The sequence below is a fragment of the Aurantiacibacter luteus genome (assembly GCF_001010945.1).
Taxonomy (GTDB): Bacteria; Pseudomonadota; Alphaproteobacteria; order Sphingomonadales; family Sphingomonadaceae; genus Alteraurantiacibacter; species Alteraurantiacibacter luteus.
This window is the reverse complement of the sequence record NZ_LBHB01000003.1, coordinates 172281-190842: the sequence shown is the minus strand read 5'-3', so window position 1 is coordinate 190842 and position 18562 is coordinate 172281. Positions and strand designations below refer to the sequence as shown.

Genomic DNA, 18562 nt, shown 5'->3' with positions numbered 1-18562 from the left:
CAAACAAAAAGGGCCCGGCGCGAACCGGGCCCTTTCCTTAAGCGGTCGCGCTATGCGGCGATCAATGGACGCCGATGATGTCCGGATTGCCGTCGGGGTCGCCCTGGACGTTACCGCCGTTGCGCACCGCGCCGGCGAGCAGCAGGCCCGCGAGGTGCGGGGTCGCCATCGAGGTGCCCGAGATGGTGTTGTAGCCGCTGCCGATCCAGGTCGACTTGATGGCCGAGCCCGGCTCCGCGTAATCGACCGGCGGATTGCCGTAGTTCGAGAAGCTCGACCAGCGATCGCCGACCGCGAAAGACGACACGGTGTAGACGTTGTTGCCGTTGGCGCGCGCGGGCGAGTGGTTGTTCGCGCTGTCGCTTTCGTTACCCGCGGCGAGCGCGAAGCGCACCCCGCCCGCGGCGGCATTGACCACCGCCTGGTCGAGCGCGGTCGAGACCCCGCCACCAAGGCTCATGTTGGCGACATCGCCCGGCTGACCGAACTGCGCGACATAATCGACACCGGCGATCACGCCCGAGTTCGAACCCGAACCGCGACGGTCGAGCACGCGCACGGCGACCACGCGCGCGCCGGGAGCGACGCCGATTACGCCGATGGCGTTGTCCATCGCGGCGATGGTGCCGGCGACGTGGGTGCCGTGGCCGTTCTCGTCATTGGCATCGCCGCGGCTGAGGAAGCTGCGCGAACGCTGCACGTCGACGTTGAGATCGGGGTGGTCGAACTGGATGCCGGTGTCGATGACCCAGGCGGTGGCGAAGTTGCCGGCCGCGCCGCCGTTCACGCGGGCGATGCCCCACGGCGTTTCCTGCGCGGGCTGCGCGCCGCCGCCGCCGCCGGGGCGAGCCTGGCCGCGGAACTGGCCCTGCTGCACGCTGCTGGTGACGACCTGGTCCTGCTCGCAATAGGCGATGTTAGGGTTGTTGCGCTGCATGTTGGCGACCGCCTGCGGCGAGGCGTTCACCGCGAAGCCGCGCAGGGCGACCGAGTAGACATGCTTGAGCTGCGCCTGCTCCGCCTGGGCGGCACGGTTGGCTTCCGCCTGCGCGCTGCCGCGCGAGACGTTGGCGTTGAACACGCAGATGTAGCTGCCGGCGATCGGTTCGCCTGCACGTTGCGCCATCGCCGGCTGGGCCAGCGCGACGAGCGGCAGTGCGGCCATGGCTGCGACCAGTTTCAAGTTCATTCCCACTCTCCAGATTGTATGGTGATGCGGGGATCAAACGACCCTCCGGGAATGGATACAATCGCAAAATCGAGAATGTGTCCAGAGCAAAAATGACACGCCTGTAAGTAAAATTCGCGTTAGCTTTGCCGGTTTACTATCGACCAGATATCGGTCGAGCAGGGATTACTGACGATCGCCTGAAGCGGCGGTCATGTAGACTTCCATTAGCAGATTTGTTTGGCGGGCTATGGAAGTCTCAGCGCATCGCGTTACTCCATGCCCGCCGGGGTGTAGGCAGGCCCTGCCGCCTCCAGTTCCCGCTCCTGCGCCGCGCGCTCAGCGTCCTCGAAGCGGCGATGGCGCACGATGCGCGGGGTTATGACGATGTAGAGTTCGGTGCGCGTCGTGGTCGACCGCTCGTTCTGGAACAGGTAGCCGACCAGCGGAATGTCGCCGAGCAGCGGGATGCGCGAGCGGGTCGTCAGCACATTGTCCTGCGTCAGCCCGCCGATCACGAAGGTTTCCCCGTCGCGGACCGATGCACTGGTCTCGGCCTCGCGCTGGCTGATCGTCGGGTAGCCCTGGCTGAACCCGGTCACGCTTGAGACGACGCCGTAGATGCGTGAGGTGATGTAGCCGTCGCTGCTGACCCGCGGGGCGATCTGCAGCGTGACGCCCACGTTCACGTACTGCACCTGCTGCGACACGCCGTTGACGCCCGACAGCTGGATGGAGGTGAGGATCGGCAGTGCATCGCCGGTGATAATGCGCGCGGTCGAACCGCTCTGCGCGGCGATGCGCGGGCGGGAAACGATGCGCCCCTCGCCGCGCTGGATCTGCGCCGCGATGGCGATTTGCAGCTGGGCGCTGGGCAGGATGTCAGTGGGATCGACGCCGAAGGGGTTGAACCCGCCCGTCGATACGGAGCCGACCGCGATCTGGCCGTTCTGGTTGGTGAAATCGAGCCCCAGGTTGCGCGCGCCGGTCTCGGTCAGCTCGACGAACTGGGTTTCCAGGATAACGCTGTCCACCGGCACGTCGATCAGCTCGATCTGCCGTTTCACCTGCTCGATCCGCTCGGGAGAGCCTGTCACCCAGATGGCGTTGAGCCGGCGATCGATGGCAAGGCCGTTGCCGAAGTTCTGGCCGAGCGGCAGGCTCTCGCGCTGGGCCTGCTGCGGCGCGCCGATGTAGCTGGTGTTGTTCTGGTTGGTGCCGACCGAACCGAAGCCCGGCGCCTCGCGGATGAACACGTCGTTGGGCTGGATCTCCACGCCCTCCACCAGCAGCCCGATGACCTCGGACACGTCGGCATAGCGCAGCATGACGAGTTCGTAGGAATCGCCGGGCTGCCAGGAATCGACCGGGCCGCGGTTCAGTTCCTGCTGCGGCACGACCTCCTCGCCTTCCGAGCCGATGGGCCGGGTGCCGATGGCTTCCTCGCGCCCCACGCGCGCGACGCGCACCTGCACCGCGCCCGCGCCCATGCGCTGCGCGGTGACGGTGGCGGGGCCCGCGGTGTCGAAGCGCATCACGAGGCTGGAGCCCTCGGTGGCGAAGGTCGTCGCGCGCACGAAGCCGCGATAGGTCTCGCGCGCGCGGATGCGGCCAACCTTGAGCGTGGTTGCCATCACCACCTCGGGCGCGGTCGGGTTGGTGTTGATCTCGGCGATGCGCGGCTCGCCGGGCGTGAAACGTAGCAGGTATTCGGCCGAATCGTCGTCGGAAGTTATGACGCGCACTTCTTCCAGCACCGAGGGCACGACCTGCGCACGTGCATCATGCGCAGGCACCACCGCGGCAAAGGCGGCGAGCAGGCAGACGAGTGCGAAAAGGAATCTGTGCCCTGCGACCCGGGCAGACAGAATCTGCATTTGTGCGTGAAGTCCCAATCCCGAGCCGCAAGGCATATCAGCGAAAGCTCATGCAGCAAGACCGCCATGTGCGATTGCGTCACACTGTTGCAATATTGCGATAGGCCGCGTCGCCGGTGAGGTCAGTCCGTGTCGGTCAGCCCGTGCTTCTTGATCGCGTGGCGCAGCTGGTCGTAGCTGAGGCCGAGCGCCTTGGCGGTCTGGCGCTGGTTCCAGCGGTTGGCGCCCAGCGCGTGCTCGAGGATTGCTCGCTCATGCGCGTCGACCGCGCCGCGAAGGTCGCTCACCTGGTCGAACCGGGTGGAGGTGGCGACGGCAGGCGTCGTGGCAGGGGCCGCGCCCGTCGCTGCCGAGGCTTGCGACGTGGCGACGGGTTTCCACGGGCTGTCGAACGGGTCGAAAACCACCTCGCCGATGGGCTGGCCCCAGTCGTCCCAGCGGTAAATTGCGCGTTCCACCACGTTGCGCAGTTCACGTACGTTGCCGGGCCAAGGGTGGTTCTCCATCGCCTCACCCACGTGCTGGGCGAAGCCGGGCCATTCCTCCCAGCCGAGCTCGGCAGCCATGCGCCGGCCGAAATAGTCCGCCAGAACGCCAATGTCCCCCTCGCGCACGCGCAGCGGCGGCAGGGTGATGACCTCGAAGCTCAGCCGGTCGAGCAGGTCTGCGCGGAAAGTGCCTTCCTCGGCCCGGCGCGGCAGGTCCTCGTTGGTGGCGGCGACGATCCGCACGTCCACGCGCTGCGGGCGGCTGGCGCCGATGCGGGTTACCTCACCGTATTCGACCGCTCGCAGCAGCCGCTCCTGCGCGCCCATCGAGAGTGTGCCCAGTTCGTCGAGAAACAGCGTGCCCCGGTCGGCTTCCTCGAACCGTCCGGCGCGCGCCCGTGTAGCGCCGGTGAAGGCACCCTGCTCATGTCCGAACAGTTCGGCCTCGATCAGCGTTTCGGGAAGGGCGGCGCAATTCATCGTGACGAGTGGTTCCTCCCACCTGTCGGACAGGCGATGCAGGCGCTCGGCGATCAATTCCTTGCCCGTGCCGCGCTCGCCGATGACGAGCACTGGACGCGAAAGCGGGGCGGCGCGGCTGGCCCGCTCGACCGCGTCGAGGAAGGCGCCGGACTGGCCGATGAACTGGCTTTTCTGCTCCACGACCAAGATATAGGAAATTTTCCCGATGCTTGGCAATAGGCACCAACACCGTACCATACGTCTTCTCAAAAAACGGCTGGATTCCGCCAATCCCGGCAACTGGCACGGCGGTTGCAATTCACCGGGCAGCAAGGTTCAGGAGGACATTTCATGTTCGATCACAGCTTCTTTTCCAGCAAGGTGGGACACGCCGCGCTGGTCAGCGTTGTCGCGATGATCGCATTCACCGTTTTCGCCCAGATGCAGCACGATGTGGCCTCGGCCCGGATGCTGCTCGGCAACGCCCCGGTGGTGGAGCTGGCATGAGCGACGACCGCAACCCGCTGACGCCGATCGGCAAGGGTCTGGCGCGCGCAGGTTCGCGTCTCGATCAGGAGATCGAGCGCCTGCGCACCAGCCCCACCCCGACCTCGCGTGCCGTATACTCCGGAGGCAACTGGATGGGCATTTTCTCGCGTACCCGTGACATCATCGCGGCCAATTTCAACGAACTGCTCGACCAGGCGGACGACCCTGCGAAGATGATCCGCATGATCATCCTCGAGATGGAGGAAACCCTGGTGGAGGTCCGCGCCAGCGCCGCGCGCACCATCGCCGACCAGAAGGAGATGCATCGCCACACGGTGAAGCTCGACCGGCTGCAGGCGGACTGGGGCGAAAAGGCGCAGCTGGCTCTGTCGAAGGACCGCGAGGACCTTGCCCGCGCCGCGCTGGTGGAAAAGCGCAAGGCAACCGACATGGTCGACCAGCTCAAGCAGGAGATCGCCGTGCTCGACGATGCGCTGCGCGCCTACGAGCAGGACATCGCCAAGCTGCAGCACCGCCTGCGCGAGGCCCGCAGCCGCCAGAGCCAGATCGCCGCGCGCCTCGAAAGCGCGGAGAACCGCGTGAAGCTGAGGAGCCTGATGACCAACGAGCGCGTGGACGAGGCGCTGACCCGCTTCGACCAGCTCGAACGCCGCGTCGACTACGCCGAGGGCCGCGCCGATGCGCTGAACATCAGCGGCGGTGGCGAGAGCCTGGCCGACCAGTTCGCCGCGCTCGAAGGCAACGACAAGGTCGAGGACGAACTCGAGGAAATGAAGCGCGCGCTGGGTCTGACCGGCGACGCGAAGAAGGATCAGGAAGGGAATTAAGCCATGGACGACGTGCTCGCCATCGTATGCATCTTCATCGCCCTGCCGTGGCTGGTGATGCACTATGTCACCAAGTGGAAGACCGCGGCGACGATCACCACCGACGACGAGGCGCTGCTGGAGGATCTCTACAGCCTCGCCAAGCGGCTCGACGAACGGATGGACACGGTCGAGCGGCTGGTCGCCTCCGACAACCCCGACTTCGTGCCGCCGCGCATCCAGCACGACCGAGAAGTCGACAACCTGCCGCTGCGCGAGCTCGAGATGCTGCTCGCCGAGAAGAAGGGAGAACGCCTGTGAACAGCCCGCGCACAACGCTCTACAAGGACAAGCAGAACGGCAAGATCGCCGGGGTTTGCGCCGGCATCGCGGATTACACCGGCATCAACGCCATCTGGATCCGCCTGGGCGCCATCTTCCTGACGATCATGGGCTTCTTCCCGCTCGTCATCCCGGCCTATATCGTGATGGCCGTGCTGCTTAACCGCAAGCCCGCCCATCTCTATGCCGAGGACGCGAAGGAAACCGAGTACTGGCAGGGCGTACGGCAGAACCCGAAGCGCACCGCCCGGCAGATCCGCGCGCAGATGAAGGACGTCGACCGCCGGCTGGCGAACGTGGAGAGCTACTACGTCAGCTCCAACCCGAGCCTCACTGCCGAGATCGAACGCCTGCGCTGACCCGCGCCACCACCGAGACAGGGAGATAGACACGACATGGCCGAGCTCATTCCGATCCTTGGCATCATCATGGTCATCATGATCGTGATCACCACCAACAAGCGCAAGCTGGAGGAGAAGCGCATGGCCTACGAGGAGCGACGCCACGCGGCCGCCCCGAAGGCCCCCGACACCTCCGCCGAAAAGGCGCGCATCGCCGACCTGGAAGACCGCGTTCGCGTGCTCGAACGCATCGTCACCGATCGCGGCTACGACCTCGCCGACCAGATCGAGGCCCTGCGCGACCAGCGCCGCGAGGATGCCCGCGGCCTCGGAGACGACAGCGGCGTGGCGCTCGACTTCGCGAAGAAGGAGCAGGTGTGATGGAACAGGTGAACGTCGAGTTTTGGATCATCGCGGTGACCATCGTCACCTCGGTATCGCTGACCGTCGCCGGACTTCACGGCAAGGGTCCGCTGGCGAAATGGAACGCCGGGCGCCAGCCGCAGAAGAGGGAGCGCGCCTGATGGACCCCGACCTGATGGGCATCTTCACCTTCGTGCTGCTGGTGCTGATGATCGTGTTCCCTTTCGCCTACATGATCAACAAGCGCGAGCAGGAGCACAAGGAGCGCAAGCTCGAATTGCAGGCGCGGATCGAGGAGGCCAAGGCCGCGCAGGCCGCCGCGCCCGGCGAGATTCAGGCGCACCTGGAGGACCGACTGCGCGTGCTCGAACGCATCGTTACCGATCCCGGTGCCGACCTCTCGCGCCAGATCGACGCGCTGCGCGACATGCGTGCCGAGCGGGAGATCGCGTCGTGAGCAGCTGGGCCGTCGTTGCCATCGTCGCAATCGTCATGTCGGCGCTGGTCAAGGTCTTTACCCGCGACAGCGGCGAACGCCGGACCGGGCGCGACGAGGCCGAGACGGCGCAGCTTCGCGGCGAGCGCGACGAGGCCCGCGCCGAGCTAGCCGACCTGCGCGAGCGGGTGAAAGTGCTCGAACGCATCGCCACCGATCCCGCCCGGCGCACGGCCGACGAGATCGAGGCGCTTCGCGACAACTAACGGAGGATGACGATGGATATCGACATGCTTTACGCCGCCACCACCCTGCTGGCCCTGGCCATCACCGCGGGCGCGGCGCTGCTCGGCTGGCAGGGCTGGCTGGCGCTCAAGAGCCGCGAGCTGGAGCTGCGCAGCCTGCCCGCCGACATGGAGCGCGGATCGCCCGAGGGCATGGCGCGCATCGAGATCGCCGACCTCAAGGAACGCATCCGCAAGCTGGAAGCGATCGCCAGCGGGGTGGACCTGTGACGAAATTTCACCAATCCGCTCATGCTGAGCTTGTCGAAGCATCGTCCTTTCTTCTAGCGCGTCGCCAGAAGTGGAAGGGCAACCCTTCGACAAGCTCAGGGTGAGCGGAGATTGGCTTGAGAACCCTCGAAGACATCCACGAGGAATACGATTTCCTCGACGCCGACGAACGCTATCGCCTGCTGATCGAGCTTGGCCGCGAGCTGGAGCCCATGCCCGCCGCGCTCAAGACCGATGCCACGCTGGTGCGCGGGTGCAGCGCGCAGGTCTGGGTCTATCCGACCGGGGACGCGGGAAAGCTGCATTTCCTCGCCGACAGCAACGCCGCCATCACCAAGGGCATCGTCGCGCTGGTCATCGCCGCGGTGCAGGACAGGCCCGCAGGCGAGGTCGCGGCGATGGACGTGACCGCCGCGCTCGCCCCGTTCGACCTCAAGAACCAGCTCAGCTCCAACCGCACGCAAGGGGTGCCCAACATGATCGCGCTGGTGCGCGAGCACGCCGCGCGCATCGCCGGGGGATGAACGGAACCCGCGCGCCGACGGCTGGTTGATGAGGCAACCGCCGGGTCGCTCCGCTCTTTTCAGGACCATCCAGCAATGGCCATCGTCACCCTCATTCTCACCGTGCTGATCCCGCCGCTCGGCGTCGCGCTGAAGCATGGCGTAGGCAAGACCGCGCTCATCAACCTGGTGCTGACGCTCATCTTCTACGTCCCCGGGCTGATCCACGCGCTCTACGTCAACTACGCGCGCTGAGCGACAACTCCTCCTCGGCCACGCGCTCCCCTGCCTCCGCGCGGGAGGCGTGACGGGTCATTTCGAATGTGCCGTTCATGTCGAGCAGGCTCCACACGCCGGTGATACGCTCGCCGTCGTCGAGGACCTGGCCCACGTAATCGACCGGGTTCTCGTAGCCGAAGCTTGCACGCGCATAGGTCTTGGTGAAGTCGACGGCATCCCCAGCGACAACCCCCACCAGCCGCGCCTCGGCCGAAGCGCGGCCGTACAGGCTCGGCTCGATGATGAAGCCGCTAAGGCTCGCGCCGCGCTGGGTGAGCGTGGCGAGGAACGGGGTGACCGGGCCGAAGCCTGCGGGGTAGGCATAGGTGCCGTCCCACTGGCCGGAAAGGTCGGTCAGAGGCCGGCGCCCGCGCTGTCGCGCACCACGGCGGTACCCGCCTCGCGCTGCCGGCGCAGGTCCGCCTTCAGCGCCGCCGGGTCGCGTGCCCAGAGGAAGCCGAAGCTTACTCCGCCCTCCTTGCCGACAGTCGCATGATGCAGCTTGTGCGCCTGTACCAGCCGCTTGGCGTAACCGCGCTTGGGCACCACGCGGAAATATCGCTGGTGGACCAGCCCGTCATGGATGGCGGTGTAGATGAGCCCGTAGATCGTGATGCCGAGCGCCGACCACCACAGGAAGTCCGACACGTAATACCCGATGGCGAACATGGCGACGACGATGGAGCCGAAGACCACGGCGAACAGGTCGTTCTTTTCCAAGGCGTTGTCGTGCGGTTCGTGATGGTCGCGGTGCCAGCCCCAGCCCCAGCCGTGCATGACGTACTTGTGCGCCCACCAAGCGAACACTTCCATGAAGGCGACCGCGCCGAGAACGGTCAGGATGATGGCGGGTGTCGACATTCTACTTTCCTTGGCCCTGCGCTGTCTCGCTTTGCGCGCGGCGAAAGGCGGGCAGCGCCCACCACGGCGTCTGCGGGGACCGGTGATGTTCGTGATGATAGCCGAAATGGAAGCACGTTGCGAGGCTGAGCGGCACGGAAAAATCGTCCGAGCGGGCGTTGTGCCGGTCGGCGAAACCGGGCTCGGCATGGCGGTGCGGGCGATAGGTGCCGAAGTAGAACAGCTGCAGGCTGCTGGCGATGGCGGGGAGGCCGTAGAGCAGCACGATCTGCGCCATCGGCACGTCGAAGACGAGCCAGTAGACAGTGACGACCAGCGAGACGTAGAGCGCCGACTGCCAGCCGAAATAGCGGCGCAGGAAGGTCGCGTACCAGCGTCCGAAATGCGCGGGGTTCTCGGCGTCGAAATCGGGGTCGCCCGCGGTTCCGGCATGGCGATGATGGTCGAAATGCGCGCCCCGCATCTTCGCCCATCCGAAGCCTGCGTAAATGAACAGCAGGGAGGCACCGACGGCGGAATTGAGCCGCGGCCTGCCGGGCGCGAGCGAGCCGTGCATGGCATCGTGGCTGACGATGAACAGGCCGACCGAGAGCCAGCACTGGACGAGCGCCATGAGCAGTCCTGCTCCCAGCGTCTGCCAGGTCAGCTCGAACACGAACATTGCAAAGACATGCAGCCCCAGCCAGCCGGCGAACAGCGCACCCGCGAGCCCCAGCCCGATGGCTGTCTGCACGGCGCTGCGCGGCGCGGCATGGGGGAGCGAGCTTGCGGGCATTTCACCGGCGGAAATAGGCACTTGCCCCCCGCAACGCAAACGTTGCCTGAAGCCTCAGCCCTCGCGCGGCAGGCCGAAGTGGCTGGCGGCGATGTCCTTGTCGATGCGCGCGGGGCGCAGCGTCTTGCTGTCGATGCAGCACCACATGGATTGCACCTCGGCCAGCACCTCCTCGCCGCGGCGGATCACCGTGTTGTAGAAGCTGCGCGCGCCGGCGATCTTCTCCAGCACCGTCTCGGCGATCACCTCGTCGTCCAGGAAGGCCGGGCGGCGATAGGTGATCTCGTGCTTCAGCGCGACCCAGGCCTTGGCCGCGACCTCTTCCGCCGGGGCGAGCTTGCGCCAATGGGCCAGCACCACGTCCTGCACCCAGTTGAGATAACGCGAATTGTTCACGTGCCCCATGAAGTCGATGTCTTCGGGCAGGATACGGATCGGCATGGAGAAGGGGATGGCTGACATGCGTGTAAGTTAGCGCGCGAAGATTAATTTTCCAAGACACGACAAAGCGTTTTGCCGCGCTGCTTGGCCTTAATGTCACACCGCGCTATCCCGCCCGCATGGCAAGCAGACCCCGCACCCTCTACGAAAAGATCTGGGACGCCCACGTCGTCGAGCGGCGCGAGGACGGCACCTGCCTGATCTTCATCGACCGCCATCTCGTCCACGAGGTCACCAGTCCGCAGGCGTTCGAAGCCCTGCGCGCCAAGGGCCGCACGGTTCGCCGCCCCGAACTGACGCTGGCCGTGCCCGACCACAACCTGCCGACGACGCCGCGCGTCGATGCGCAAGGCAACCGCGTGCCGATCCTCGATGCAGAAAGCGCCGAGCAACTCGCCGCGCTGGAGCGCAACGCGCCCGAATTCGGCATCCGCTATTTCGACGCGACCTCGCGCCAGCAGGGCATCGTCCACGTGGTCGGGCCGGAACAGGGCTTCTCACTACCGGGCACCACCATCGTGTGCGGAGACAGCCATACCGCCTGCCACGGCGGGCTCGGCGCATGGGCCTTCGGCATCGGTACCAGCGAGGTGGAGCACGTGCTCGCCACGCAGACGCTGCTGCTGCGCCAGTCGAAGACGATGGAAGTCCGGGTCGAGGGCGAACTCGGCCCCGGCATCACGCCCAAGGACCTCATCCTGCACATCATCGGGGTGATCGGCACGGCCGGCGGCACCGGGCACGTCATCGAATATCGTGGCGAGGTGTTCGAGGCGATGAGCGTCGAGGGTCGTCTGACGGTGTGCAACATGAGCATCGAGGGCGGCGCGCGCGGCGGCCTGATTGCGCCGGACGAGACGACCTTTGCCTACCTCAAGGGCCGTCCGCTCGCTCCGCGCGGCGAGGACTGGGAGCGCGCCGTCGCCTACTGGCAGACCCTCCGTACCGATCCCGGCGCGATCTTCGGCAAGAGCGTCATAATCGATGCCAGCGAGGTGGAGCCGACCGTCACCTGGGGCACCAGCCCGGAAGACGTTGTCGCCATCGGCGCCACGGTTCCCTCGCCCGACAGTTTCGCCGACCCGGCCAAGCAGGAGGCGGCCCGCGCCAGTCTCGATTACATGGGCCTCGTGCCCGGCACGCCGATGCGCGAGGTGGAGGTGCAGAACGTCTTCATCGGCTCGTGCACCAACAGCCGCATCGAAGACCTGCGCGCCGCGGCGGAGGTGCTGCGCGGACGGCGCAAGCACGAGACCGTCAAGTGGGGCATCGTCGTCCCCGGCTCGGGCCTCGTCAAGGCGCAGGCGGAAGCCGAGGGGCTGGACCGCGTGTTCACAGAAGCCGGCCTCGAATGGCGTGAACCCGGCTGCTCGGCCTGCCTCGGCATGAACCCCGACAAGGTGCCGCCGGGCGAACGCAGCGCCAGCACCAGCAACCGCAACTTCGTCGGTCGCCAAGGGCCGGGCGCGCGCACGCACCTCGTCAGCCCGGCGATGGCGGCAGCAGCCGCGGTAACGGGGCGTTTGACCGATGTGAGGGAGTTGACCGAATGATCCGCACCGCGCTTATCCTCGCCGCCCTAGCCTTGCCCCTGCCGCTCGCCGCGCAGGACACGCCCGATGTCAGCCTGACCCGCATCGACTGCGGCCAGGCGACCGAGCCCATGCCGCTCGGCGGCTTCGACGATACCGGCGCGTCTGACGGCATGACGCGAGATCTCGTGGTCAGCTGCTACCTCATCCGTCACGGCGACGACCTGATGGTGTGGGACACCGGCATCGATCCCGCGACCAGCGGCGACCCCGACGGCGGGTTTTCGATGGGCGAAACGCTGGTGCAGAAACTCGCGCAACTCGGCGTTGCCCCGGCCGATGTCGATTACGTCGGCATCAGCCACTACCATTACGACCACGTCGGGCAGGCGCGCGATTTTCCGCAGGCGACGCTGGTGATCGGCCGCGCGGACTGGGCGGTGATCGAGGCGGGCTCGCCATGGGTGAACCGCGACCTGTTCGTCCCCTGGCTCGATGGCGGGGCCGAGGTGCGGCAGGTCGGCGGCGACCTCGACCTGTTCGGCGACGGCACGGTCAAGCTGCTCGCCATGCCCGGCCACACCGGCGGCCACCACGCGCTATTGGTGCGCCTTGCGGACATGGGCCCGGTCATGCTGACCGGTGACCTCGCCCATTACACCAGCAATTACGAGCACGACCGCGTGCCCACCTTCAACGACGACCGCGCCGATTCGCTCGCCTCGCTCGACCGCTTCAAGCGGATGGCCGAGGCCTACGGCGCGACCGTGGTGATCCAGCACGAACCCGACGACATCGCCAAGCTTCCCGCCTTTCCCGAGGCGGCACATTAGGGCGAGAAGTTTCCCGCCCGTCGCCCGGCCGGATGCTCGGCTGCTGATCCTCGGCAGCCTGCCGGGGACACGCTCGCTCGAGGCGGGACAGTATTACGCCCACCCGCAGAACCGTTTCTGGCACCTCGTCGGCCTGGCCATCGATACCGACCTCGTCGCAATCGACTACACTACCCGTCTCGCCGCCCTCGCAGCGCACCGCATAGCGCTGTGGGACGTGGTCGCCTCGGCCCGGCGCGAGGGCTCGCTCGATGCCGCCATTCGCGAGGCCGAGTTCAATCCGCTTGCCGACCTCGTCGCGAGCTTGCCGGACCTTGGCGCAGTCGCCTTCAACGGTCGCAAGGCGGAGACTATTGGGGAGAAGCTGCTCGCGGGCTCGCCGGTGCAGCGGGTCGCCCTGCCTTCGTCCAGCCCCGCCTTTGCCGCCATGCCGCTTGCCGAAAAGGAAAAGCATTGGCGGCGATTGCGCGATTTCCTTGAAACGTCGCCCGGCCCGGCGCATTGAATCCGCCATGACCGACAATCTCAAAGGCAAGGCCGCCATCGGCGCGGCAATCGGATCGGCGGCGGTGGCGGCCGCGCTGCTCTACGTGAACAAGCGCAAGAAGAAGGCCGAGCCCGCCCAGCCCGGCCCGATCCCCAGCGGCGAGAAGCCGGAGACCGACTGATGGCCGAGGGGCTGGTCAGTGTGGAAGGACGCGCGATACCGTTCGGGCGCAAGAACATCGACACCGATCTCATCATCCCCGCGCGCTGGCTCAAGACCGTCAGCCGCGAAGGACTGGGGCGCGGTGCGTTCGAGGCGATCCGCACCGCCGACCCCGACAACATCTTCGACCGGCCCGAGTTCACGGACGCGCCGATCCTGGTCGCGGGCGACAACTTCGGCTGCGGTTCCAGCCGCGAGCACGCCGCCTGGGCGCTGCTCGACCTCGGCATCCGCGCGGTCATCGCGCCCAGCTTCTCCGACATCTTTGCCGGCAACGCCTTCAAGAACGGCATCCTGACCGTCGCCCTGCCGCAAGAAGCGGTGGACCGATTGCTGGAGGTTGCCCTGACCGACCCGATCGCCATCGACCTCGAAAGTCAGTCGGTGACCACGCCGTTCCAGGACCGCTTCGCCTTCGACATCGACCCCTTCCGCAAGCATTGCCTGATGGAGGGGCTGGACGAGGTCGGACTGACGCTCGCCTCGAACGAGGCCATCGCGCGCTTCGAGGGCGACCAGGCGCGTTACCAGCCGTGGGTGGCGCGCGGCACGGGTATTGCCGCCTGACCTGCCGCCGCGCTAACGCGTACGCCACTCTCTTCTCCCGAAAAGGACACGACGACATGACCGACTTCAAGGATCGCCAGAAGGGCGAGGAAACCAAGTTCGCCATGGACCAGGAAACCGCCTTCAAGGTCGCTGCGCGCCGCAATCGCTTGCTGGGCGAATGGGCGGCGGAAAAGATGGGCCTGACGCACGAAGAAACCGATGCCTACAAAAAGGCGGTCGTCCAGGCCGATTTCGAGGAAGCGGGCGACGAGGATGTCATCCGCAAGCTCGTGGGCGACCTGACGCAGGCGGGCTGCGATATCGACGAGGCGACCGTGCGCGCGCAGGTCGAGGAAAAGATGATCGAGGCCAAGCGCCAGTTCATGAGCGAGGGCTGAGCGCCCGTCATGCCCATGCCCGCCGCCGAGATCGAGGCGCTCATCAAGGCCGCCATCCCCGATGCCGAGGTGGCGATCGAGCCGCTGGTGGACGATAACGACCACTGGCTCGCCCGCGTGACCAGCGCCCAGTTCGCCGGCAAGACCCGCGTGGCGCAGCACAAGATGGTCTTTGCCGCGCTCGGCGGACGCATGGGCGGAGAGCTGCACGCCTTGCAACTGCACACCAGTATCCCCAACTGACCCGCCATACGAAATTTCCATTACGGGTGAGTGCGATGAGCGAAGCAAACGAGCGGATCGGCAAGATCGTCAACGATGCGGACGTGGTCCTGTTCATGAAGGGCACGCCGCTGTTCCCGCAGTGCGGCTTTTCCAACCGCGCAGTGTCCATCCTCGACCACTGCAACGTGGCTTTCGAGAGCGTCGACGTGCTGCAGGACCAGGAAATCCGCCAGGGGATCAAGACCTTTTCCGACTGGCCGACCATCCCCCAGCTCTACGTCAAGGGTGAGTTCATCGGCGGAAGCGACATCATGATGGAGATGTTCGAGGCCGGCGAGCTGCAGCAGCTGCTCGAGGAAAAGCAGGTCGCCAAGGCGGACTGATCCCAACGGCCCTCGCAGACCGCGTTCCGAGGGAGTGTCCATGTACCGATTGCTCACAGTCGCCGCGCTGGCGCTCGCCGTGCCCGCAGCGCCCCTGTTCGCGCAGGAGGTGCCCGACCTCGCCGCGCGTTCCGAACTGGCGCGCAAGGCGGAGGAGACCGGGCGGCTGATGGCCGACGTCCAGGACGCCACTGCCCTCGCCCAGCGGCAGTATGCCGGGATGACCGAAGGTGCGATCACCGCAGGCTACATGGGCGCGATCGCCATGCCGGGCGATGCGCCGGGCGTGTGGGACACGGTGATCGTGGGCCGCCGCGAAGGTGCCGGAGCCGAGGGCGAGGATGCGCCGCTGGTCGCGCTCGCCGAATACGAGATTTCGAACGGCGAGATCCTGTCCGAAGTTCTTCATTTGCCCGCCGATGCCCCGCTGCTCGACGGACAGGCCAGCGCGATGGCGCAGGCGCGGATGTTCGCCCCGCGTGCGGTCATCGCCGCGGGCAATCGCAGTTTCTGCACCAGCGGCGAGGCCGACGTCGTCGCCTTTTCGACTATCGTCCTGCCGCCGCGCGAGGATGGCAGCTTCGACGCCTATCTCCTCAACGGCCCGATCGAGGCGGGCGCGATCCCGCTCGGCAAGCACTTCCGCGTCGCCTTCGACGCCTTCGGGATCGACGGCACCCCGGTGCTGCTGACCGACACCTGCGAGGTCGTGACCTGGGATACGTCGGCGGACACGGCGATGAACGTCTATGTCACCGACTATAGGGGCGGCACCGCTCCCAACGAGATCCACGCCTTCATCTCCACCCTGCTGCCGATGAGCCTGGGGGTGGTCACGGGCGACGAGATCTGGCCCATGGCAGGCGGCATGATCGCCCCGCCCGTCCCCGCCGCCGAAGCGGGCTACGTCAGGGGCGAGTAGGCACCGGCCCATGTGCAACCTCTATCGCATGACGAAGTCGCAGGACGAGGTGGCGCATTTCTTCACCGCCATCGCGCAGGACCTTGAGGTCGCGCCCGCGGGCAACGCGCCCGAGACTGTCTATCCCGGCTACCCCGGCATGGTGCTGGCTGAGGGCAGGCTGCAACAGATGGTCTGGGGCTTCCCGCTACAGATGAAAGGCGCAAAGGGCCAGCCGCTGAAGCCCAAGCCGGTCAACAACGCCCGCGCGGACAAGCTCGGCAGCGGTTTCTGGGCGCCGAGCTTCCGGGAGCGGCGCTGCCTCATCCCGGTCAGCGCCTTTGCCGAGGCGGAGGGGCCCAAAGGCGGCAAGACGCGCACCTGGTTCGCCATGCCTGATGAAGGTTTGTTTGCGGTTGCCGGGCTGTGGCGCCCCACGGCGGAATGGGGCGCGGCCTACACGATGGTGATGACCGAGGCGTGCCAGTACGTGCAAGGCGTGCACGACCGGATGCCGGTGATCCTGCGCCGCGACGACTGGGCCGACTGGCTGGATGGCTCGCCCGATGCCGCCCATCTCCTCTGCCGCCCATTCCCCGATGAAATGCGCGTGACGCGCACGGACGAGCCTTGGGCCGGACGACGCTAGCGGATTTTCAGGAGGGGCTTCGGGGAGGCGGGACCCGGAGACTTGGTGGGGACCAGAGAAAAAGTCCCGCCTCGATCGAAGACACCCAATACATTGCACGCGCCGTGCCAAATACGCGCAGGCGCGGATTTGGGCGGAAGACGATGGTTAGCGAAACCCTGGCTCCGAAGACGGGTGTAAAAGGCCCCGACACGAAATCGGGCTCGGCCTGCAAGGCCGCAAGGCCGCCCGCAGCGGGCGCGCAGTGACCCGGCAAGCGACATTGTGGAGACCCGAGTCTCTGCCGAGCGAGGTGTGGAGCATAGGCAACCGCGCCTGATTGACGGCGAGTTTGACGAGGTTCCCCTAGGCGATGGCTTCCGGTGGCTGGAGGCTGCGTAAAGGCTATTCAAACGATCAAGCTCGCGATTTCAACTCAACTCCGCCATCGCGATAAACGCCACCGCCAGCAGGGCGAGGGTGACCGAGGCGGACAAGGCCATTCGGTTAGGGCCGGTCATCTTGACTCCCTTGGGGTCCGCTTGCAGACTATATTCTCGCGACGAAAGGATGAGCGATGGAAGCCAAGACGAAAGGCGAGTGGACTACGCCAGCCATAATCGATGCCGATGACACGGACGCAGTTCGCGGTTTGTTTGGCGTCCCAGTTGATGGATCCTTCTCGCTGACTTCCTAATTCTCCGTCGGCGAAACTTATCTTCGCAACGGTCAGCACTAGGGCTCCCGCCGCCCACTCCACATCCGCGCCACGCCCGCGCGCACTAGCTGATCGCCAATTGAGCTTACCTAGCCGCCGAACCCTGGCCCGATCCTAACGTCCCGACCGCCACAACTGCCACACTTCAAGCGCCGCTCCACTTCGCGCATCTGATGGCCCCAGCCGCGTTTCTGGCATAGCTCCAGCAGGACGAGCGGCTGGAGGATCGAGACTTTCTTGCAGCCCCGACAATCGACCCTCAGCGTGTAGTGGTGGCGGAGATAGTCACCGAGAGAATCAAGTCGCTTGCTGCCCATGCGCGTCTAAGAACACAACGGGAACAGGTGGGCAAGATGGTCGCCGCCTCAGCCTGTCGCGATCCACTCGATCAAAAGCGCGAAAAGATAAAGCACGCTACAAAGGCCTAGCAGGAAGATCGCGCCAAACCCTCTCTGCATCCACACGGGATAGACACGCTGCGGCATCATCGTCACCAGTCGGCCCTCAGCCTCGTCGCTTCGCATAGCGGACAAGAGCGGCAAATCCTGATTGATGCTTAGAATCTCGATGACGAAATTCTCGCCGGGAGCGAGGCTTTTTTAGCGAAGGCACCAGCGGTTCATCTCGTCGACTTCCGTTTCGAAAGTTCGGCCTGGAAAGACAGTGAAAATTGGCGGCTTCCAATTGAAGGTAAATTCGACGTTCGATGCTGCCTGCAAACCGGTATTGCCAGCGACAATTGAGGCGGTGCGCACAATTTGCGACGTTTGGAGAACTTGCCCGGATTGATCGACTAGCGGCTCTGCCACTGGATAGGCTGAAGCGTGACGCACGCTGTAGCTAAGTTTCGGGCGAAGACGGAAAACGCGATTGAGCGCGAAGCCAAAAACGACAATCGCGACGGCGAAAATTTCTTTGCCGTAAGCCTGTGTAAGCTCAAACATCGCACCAGCCCCAGTTACCTATGCGTTACCTCAAAGATCGCGAGGTAACGCCTAAGCCCTGGAAATATGGCGCGCCCGGCAGGACTCGAACCTGCAACTCCAAGCTTAGAAGGCTCGTGCTCTATCCAGTTGAACTACGGGCGCGTGGGACAGGCACTTAGCGAAGTTTGCGTCTGGCGCAATGGAGGGGCCGCGAGGGCTGCCGGCCTATTGGGCCAGCAGCCAGATCGCGAGGTAGACCACGGCCGCCGTGCCGAAGCTTGCGAGGCCGGCGATGACGAAACCGAGGCGCACGAAGAGCGGGTCGATTTCGAAGCGGTTGGCGATGCCGCTGCACACGCCGCCGAGCTTGCCGTTCACGGGGTCGAGCCGGAAACCGCTCGGGGCGCGGGTGTCGATGGGGCGGATATCGCTCATGCCAGCAGGCCGACGACGGTGGTGGCGTGGGGATTGGCGAAGCTCGACACGAGCAGCGTCATCGTCATGGCGAGTGCGCCGAAGGCCGAGAGTACCTTGGTGGCGAAAGTGTTGGTGTTGGTCATCTCATTTTTCCCTTTTTCTGGCGGGTCCGCGTG

At 65.8% G+C, this 18562-nt stretch carries 31 protein-coding genes and 1 tRNA gene; 21 read left to right on the top strand and 11 right to left on the bottom strand.

Features of this window, described 5'->3' with window-relative positions; genetic code table 11:
* Nucleotides 1-61: 61 nt before the first annotated feature.
* The 3 genes from AAW00_RS12630 to pspF form a co-directional block, all read right to left on the bottom strand.
* A complete protein-coding gene (locus tag AAW00_RS12630) occupies nucleotides 62-1189 on the bottom strand; it encodes a S8 family serine peptidase (RefSeq protein ID WP_047004790.1) in 1128 nt (375 codons plus the stop codon).
* Between the two features lie 251 nt (nucleotides 1190-1440).
* A complete protein-coding gene (locus AAW00_RS14340) occupies nucleotides 1441-3045 on the bottom strand; it encodes a type II secretion system protein GspD (RefSeq protein WP_052761939.1) in 1605 nt (534 codons plus the stop codon).
* Nucleotides 3046-3167: 122 nt separating this feature from the next.
* A complete protein-coding gene (gene pspF / locus AAW00_RS12620; protein WP_047004789.1) occupies nucleotides 3168-4196 on the bottom strand; it encodes a phage shock protein operon transcriptional activator in 1029 nt (342 codons plus the stop codon).
* Nucleotides 4197-4346: 150 nt separating this feature from the next.
* On the opposite strand from pspF, the gene AAW00_RS15055 reads away from it, so the two are divergent.
* From AAW00_RS15055 to AAW00_RS14695, 11 genes are all read left to right on the top strand, one after another.
* Nucleotides 4347-4502 carry a hypothetical protein gene (locus tag AAW00_RS15055; protein ID WP_156170071.1) on the top strand — a complete coding sequence of 52 codons (156 nt, stop codon included), beginning with the start codon at nucleotides 4347-4349 and terminating at the stop codon, nucleotides 4500-4502.
* Nucleotides 4499-5332: a phage shock protein PspA gene (gene pspA / locus AAW00_RS12615; RefSeq protein WP_052761938.1), complete on the top strand. Its 834-nt coding sequence runs from the start codon at nucleotides 4499-4501 to the stop codon at nucleotides 5330-5332. Before AAW00_RS15055 ends, pspA begins: the two co-directional genes overlap by 4 nt.
* 3 nt (nucleotides 5333-5335) lie before the next feature.
* The gene (gene pspB / locus AAW00_RS12610) at nucleotides 5336-5632 is read left to right on the top strand and encodes an envelope stress response membrane protein PspB (RefSeq protein ID WP_047004788.1); all 297 of its coding nucleotides are present in this window, start codon (nucleotides 5336-5338) and stop codon (nucleotides 5630-5632) included.
* The gene (gene pspC, locus AAW00_RS12605) at nucleotides 5629-6012 is read left to right on the top strand and encodes an envelope stress response membrane protein PspC (RefSeq protein ID WP_047004787.1); all 384 of its coding nucleotides are present in this window, start codon (nucleotides 5629-5631) and stop codon (nucleotides 6010-6012) included. The genes pspB and pspC overlap by 4 nt, the downstream gene beginning before the upstream one ends.
* A gap of 36 nt (nucleotides 6013-6048) precedes the next feature.
* The gene (locus AAW00_RS12600) at nucleotides 6049-6375 is read left to right on the top strand and encodes a hypothetical protein (protein ID WP_047004786.1); all 327 of its coding nucleotides are present in this window, start codon (nucleotides 6049-6051) and stop codon (nucleotides 6373-6375) included.
* Complete coding sequence (locus tag AAW00_RS15050; protein WP_156170070.1) at nucleotides 6375-6518, top strand: hypothetical protein; 144 nt, start codon at nucleotides 6375-6377, stop codon at nucleotides 6516-6518. The genes AAW00_RS12600 and AAW00_RS15050 overlap by 1 nt, the downstream gene beginning before the upstream one ends.
* Nucleotides 6518-6814: a hypothetical protein gene (locus tag AAW00_RS12595; RefSeq protein ID WP_241461734.1), complete on the top strand. Its 297-nt coding sequence runs from the start codon at nucleotides 6518-6520 to the stop codon at nucleotides 6812-6814. The genes AAW00_RS15050 and AAW00_RS12595 overlap by 1 nt, the downstream gene beginning before the upstream one ends.
* Nucleotides 6811-7059, top strand: coding sequence for a hypothetical protein (locus tag AAW00_RS12590; protein ID WP_047004785.1), 249 nt, complete (start codon nucleotides 6811-6813; stop codon nucleotides 7057-7059). Before AAW00_RS12595 ends, AAW00_RS12590 begins: the two co-directional genes overlap by 4 nt.
* A 12-nt stretch (nucleotides 7060-7071) precedes the next feature.
* Nucleotides 7072-7308 (top strand): hypothetical protein, encoded by a 237-nt coding sequence (locus tag AAW00_RS12585; RefSeq protein WP_420911635.1) that lies wholly within the window; start codon nucleotides 7072-7074, stop codon nucleotides 7306-7308.
* A gap of 116 nt (nucleotides 7309-7424) precedes the next feature.
* Nucleotides 7425-7832, top strand: a complete 408-nt coding sequence (locus tag AAW00_RS12580) for a SufE family protein (protein WP_047004783.1) — start codon at nucleotides 7425-7427, stop codon at nucleotides 7830-7832.
* A 75-nt stretch (nucleotides 7833-7907) separates the two neighbouring features.
* Nucleotides 7908-8066, top strand: coding sequence for a YqaE/Pmp3 family membrane protein (locus tag AAW00_RS14695; protein WP_047004782.1), 159 nt, complete (start codon nucleotides 7908-7910; stop codon nucleotides 8064-8066).
* Here the strand turns inward: AAW00_RS14695 and AAW00_RS12570 are convergent.
* The 4 genes from AAW00_RS12570 to AAW00_RS12555 all read right to left on the bottom strand — a co-directional run bounded on the left by AAW00_RS12570 (nucleotide 8050) and on the right by AAW00_RS12555 (nucleotide 10188).
* The gene (locus tag AAW00_RS12570) at nucleotides 8050-8286 is read right to left on the bottom strand and encodes a hypothetical protein (protein WP_047004781.1); all 237 of its coding nucleotides are present in this window, start codon (nucleotides 8284-8286) and stop codon (nucleotides 8050-8052) included. The genes AAW00_RS14695 and AAW00_RS12570 overlap by 17 nt on opposite strands.
* 158 nt (nucleotides 8287-8444) lie before the next feature.
* Entirely contained in the window at nucleotides 8445-8951 is a 507-nt protein-coding gene (locus tag AAW00_RS12565) for a sterol desaturase family protein (protein ID WP_047004780.1), read from the bottom strand.
* A 1-nt stretch (nucleotide 8952) separates the two neighbouring features.
* Entirely contained in the window at nucleotides 8953-9726 is a 774-nt protein-coding gene (locus AAW00_RS12560; protein ID WP_047004779.1) for a fatty acid desaturase, read from the bottom strand.
* 54 nt (nucleotides 9727-9780) lie between these two features.
* Nucleotides 9781-10188: an acyl-CoA thioesterase gene (locus AAW00_RS12555; protein ID WP_047004778.1), complete on the bottom strand. Its 408-nt coding sequence runs from the start codon at nucleotides 10186-10188 to the stop codon at nucleotides 9781-9783.
* A 98-nt stretch (nucleotides 10189-10286) separates the two neighbouring features.
* Between AAW00_RS12555 and leuC the strand changes: the two genes are divergently transcribed.
* The 10 genes from leuC to AAW00_RS12505 are packed head-to-tail and all read left to right on the top strand — an operon-like array spanning nucleotide 10287 to nucleotide 16346.
* Nucleotides 10287-11720: a 3-isopropylmalate dehydratase large subunit gene (leuC, locus tag AAW00_RS12550; RefSeq protein WP_047004777.1), complete on the top strand. Its 1434-nt coding sequence runs from the start codon at nucleotides 10287-10289 to the stop codon at nucleotides 11718-11720.
* The gene (locus tag AAW00_RS12545) at nucleotides 11717-12532 is read left to right on the top strand and encodes an N-acyl homoserine lactonase family protein (RefSeq protein ID WP_052761937.1); all 816 of its coding nucleotides are present in this window, start codon (nucleotides 11717-11719) and stop codon (nucleotides 12530-12532) included. Before leuC ends, AAW00_RS12545 begins: the two co-directional genes overlap by 4 nt.
* Nucleotides 12528-13037: a DNA-deoxyinosine glycosylase gene (locus AAW00_RS12540; RefSeq protein WP_047004776.1), complete on the top strand. Its 510-nt coding sequence runs from the start codon at nucleotides 12528-12530 to the stop codon at nucleotides 13035-13037. Before AAW00_RS12545 ends, AAW00_RS12540 begins: the two co-directional genes overlap by 5 nt.
* A gap of 7 nt (nucleotides 13038-13044) precedes the next feature.
* The gene (locus tag AAW00_RS12535) at nucleotides 13045-13200 is read left to right on the top strand and encodes a hypothetical protein (RefSeq protein WP_047004775.1); all 156 of its coding nucleotides are present in this window, start codon (nucleotides 13045-13047) and stop codon (nucleotides 13198-13200) included.
* Entirely contained in the window at nucleotides 13200-13808 is a 609-nt protein-coding gene (gene leuD, locus AAW00_RS12530; RefSeq protein ID WP_047004774.1) for a 3-isopropylmalate dehydratase small subunit, read from the top strand. Before AAW00_RS12535 ends, leuD begins: the two co-directional genes overlap by 1 nt.
* A gap of 56 nt (nucleotides 13809-13864) precedes the next feature.
* Entirely contained in the window at nucleotides 13865-14188 is a 324-nt protein-coding gene (locus AAW00_RS12525) for a DUF1476 domain-containing protein (RefSeq protein WP_047004773.1), read from the top strand.
* Nucleotides 14189-14197: 9 nt separating this feature from the next.
* Nucleotides 14198-14431, top strand: coding sequence for a BolA/IbaG family iron-sulfur metabolism protein (locus AAW00_RS12520; protein ID WP_047004772.1), 234 nt, complete (start codon nucleotides 14198-14200; stop codon nucleotides 14429-14431).
* A 35-nt stretch (nucleotides 14432-14466) separates the two neighbouring features.
* Complete coding sequence (gene grxD / locus AAW00_RS12515; protein ID WP_047004771.1) at nucleotides 14467-14796, top strand: Grx4 family monothiol glutaredoxin; 330 nt, start codon at nucleotides 14467-14469, stop codon at nucleotides 14794-14796.
* Nucleotides 14797-14836: 40 nt separating this feature from the next.
* Nucleotides 14837-15718, top strand: coding sequence for a hypothetical protein (locus tag AAW00_RS12510; RefSeq protein WP_047004770.1), 882 nt, complete (start codon nucleotides 14837-14839; stop codon nucleotides 15716-15718).
* 10 nt (nucleotides 15719-15728) lie between these two features.
* A complete protein-coding gene (locus AAW00_RS12505) occupies nucleotides 15729-16346 on the top strand; it encodes an SOS response-associated peptidase (protein WP_047004769.1) in 618 nt (205 codons plus the stop codon).
* A gap of 1296 nt (nucleotides 16347-17642) precedes the next feature.
* Here the strand turns inward: AAW00_RS12505 and AAW00_RS15045 are convergent.
* The 4 genes from AAW00_RS15045 to AAW00_RS15520 all read right to left on the bottom strand — a co-directional run bounded on the left by AAW00_RS15045 (nucleotide 17643) and on the right by AAW00_RS15520 (nucleotide 18529).
* The gene (locus AAW00_RS15045) at nucleotides 17643-17987 is read right to left on the bottom strand and encodes a hypothetical protein (protein ID WP_156170069.1); all 345 of its coding nucleotides are present in this window, start codon (nucleotides 17985-17987) and stop codon (nucleotides 17643-17645) included.
* Nucleotides 17988-18054: 67 nt separating this feature from the next.
* A tRNA-Arg gene (locus AAW00_RS12495) sits at nucleotides 18055-18131 on the bottom strand.
* A gap of 63 nt (nucleotides 18132-18194) precedes the next feature.
* On the bottom strand, nucleotides 18195-18404 hold the full coding sequence (locus AAW00_RS12490; protein ID WP_082125072.1) for a PspC domain-containing protein: 210 nt from the start codon (nucleotides 18402-18404) through the stop codon (nucleotides 18195-18197).
* Nucleotides 18401-18529, bottom strand: a complete 129-nt coding sequence (locus tag AAW00_RS15520; RefSeq protein ID WP_277619348.1) for a hypothetical protein — start codon at nucleotides 18527-18529, stop codon at nucleotides 18401-18403. Before AAW00_RS15520 ends, AAW00_RS12490 begins: the two co-directional genes overlap by 4 nt.
* Nucleotides 18530-18562 lie beyond the last annotated feature (33 nt).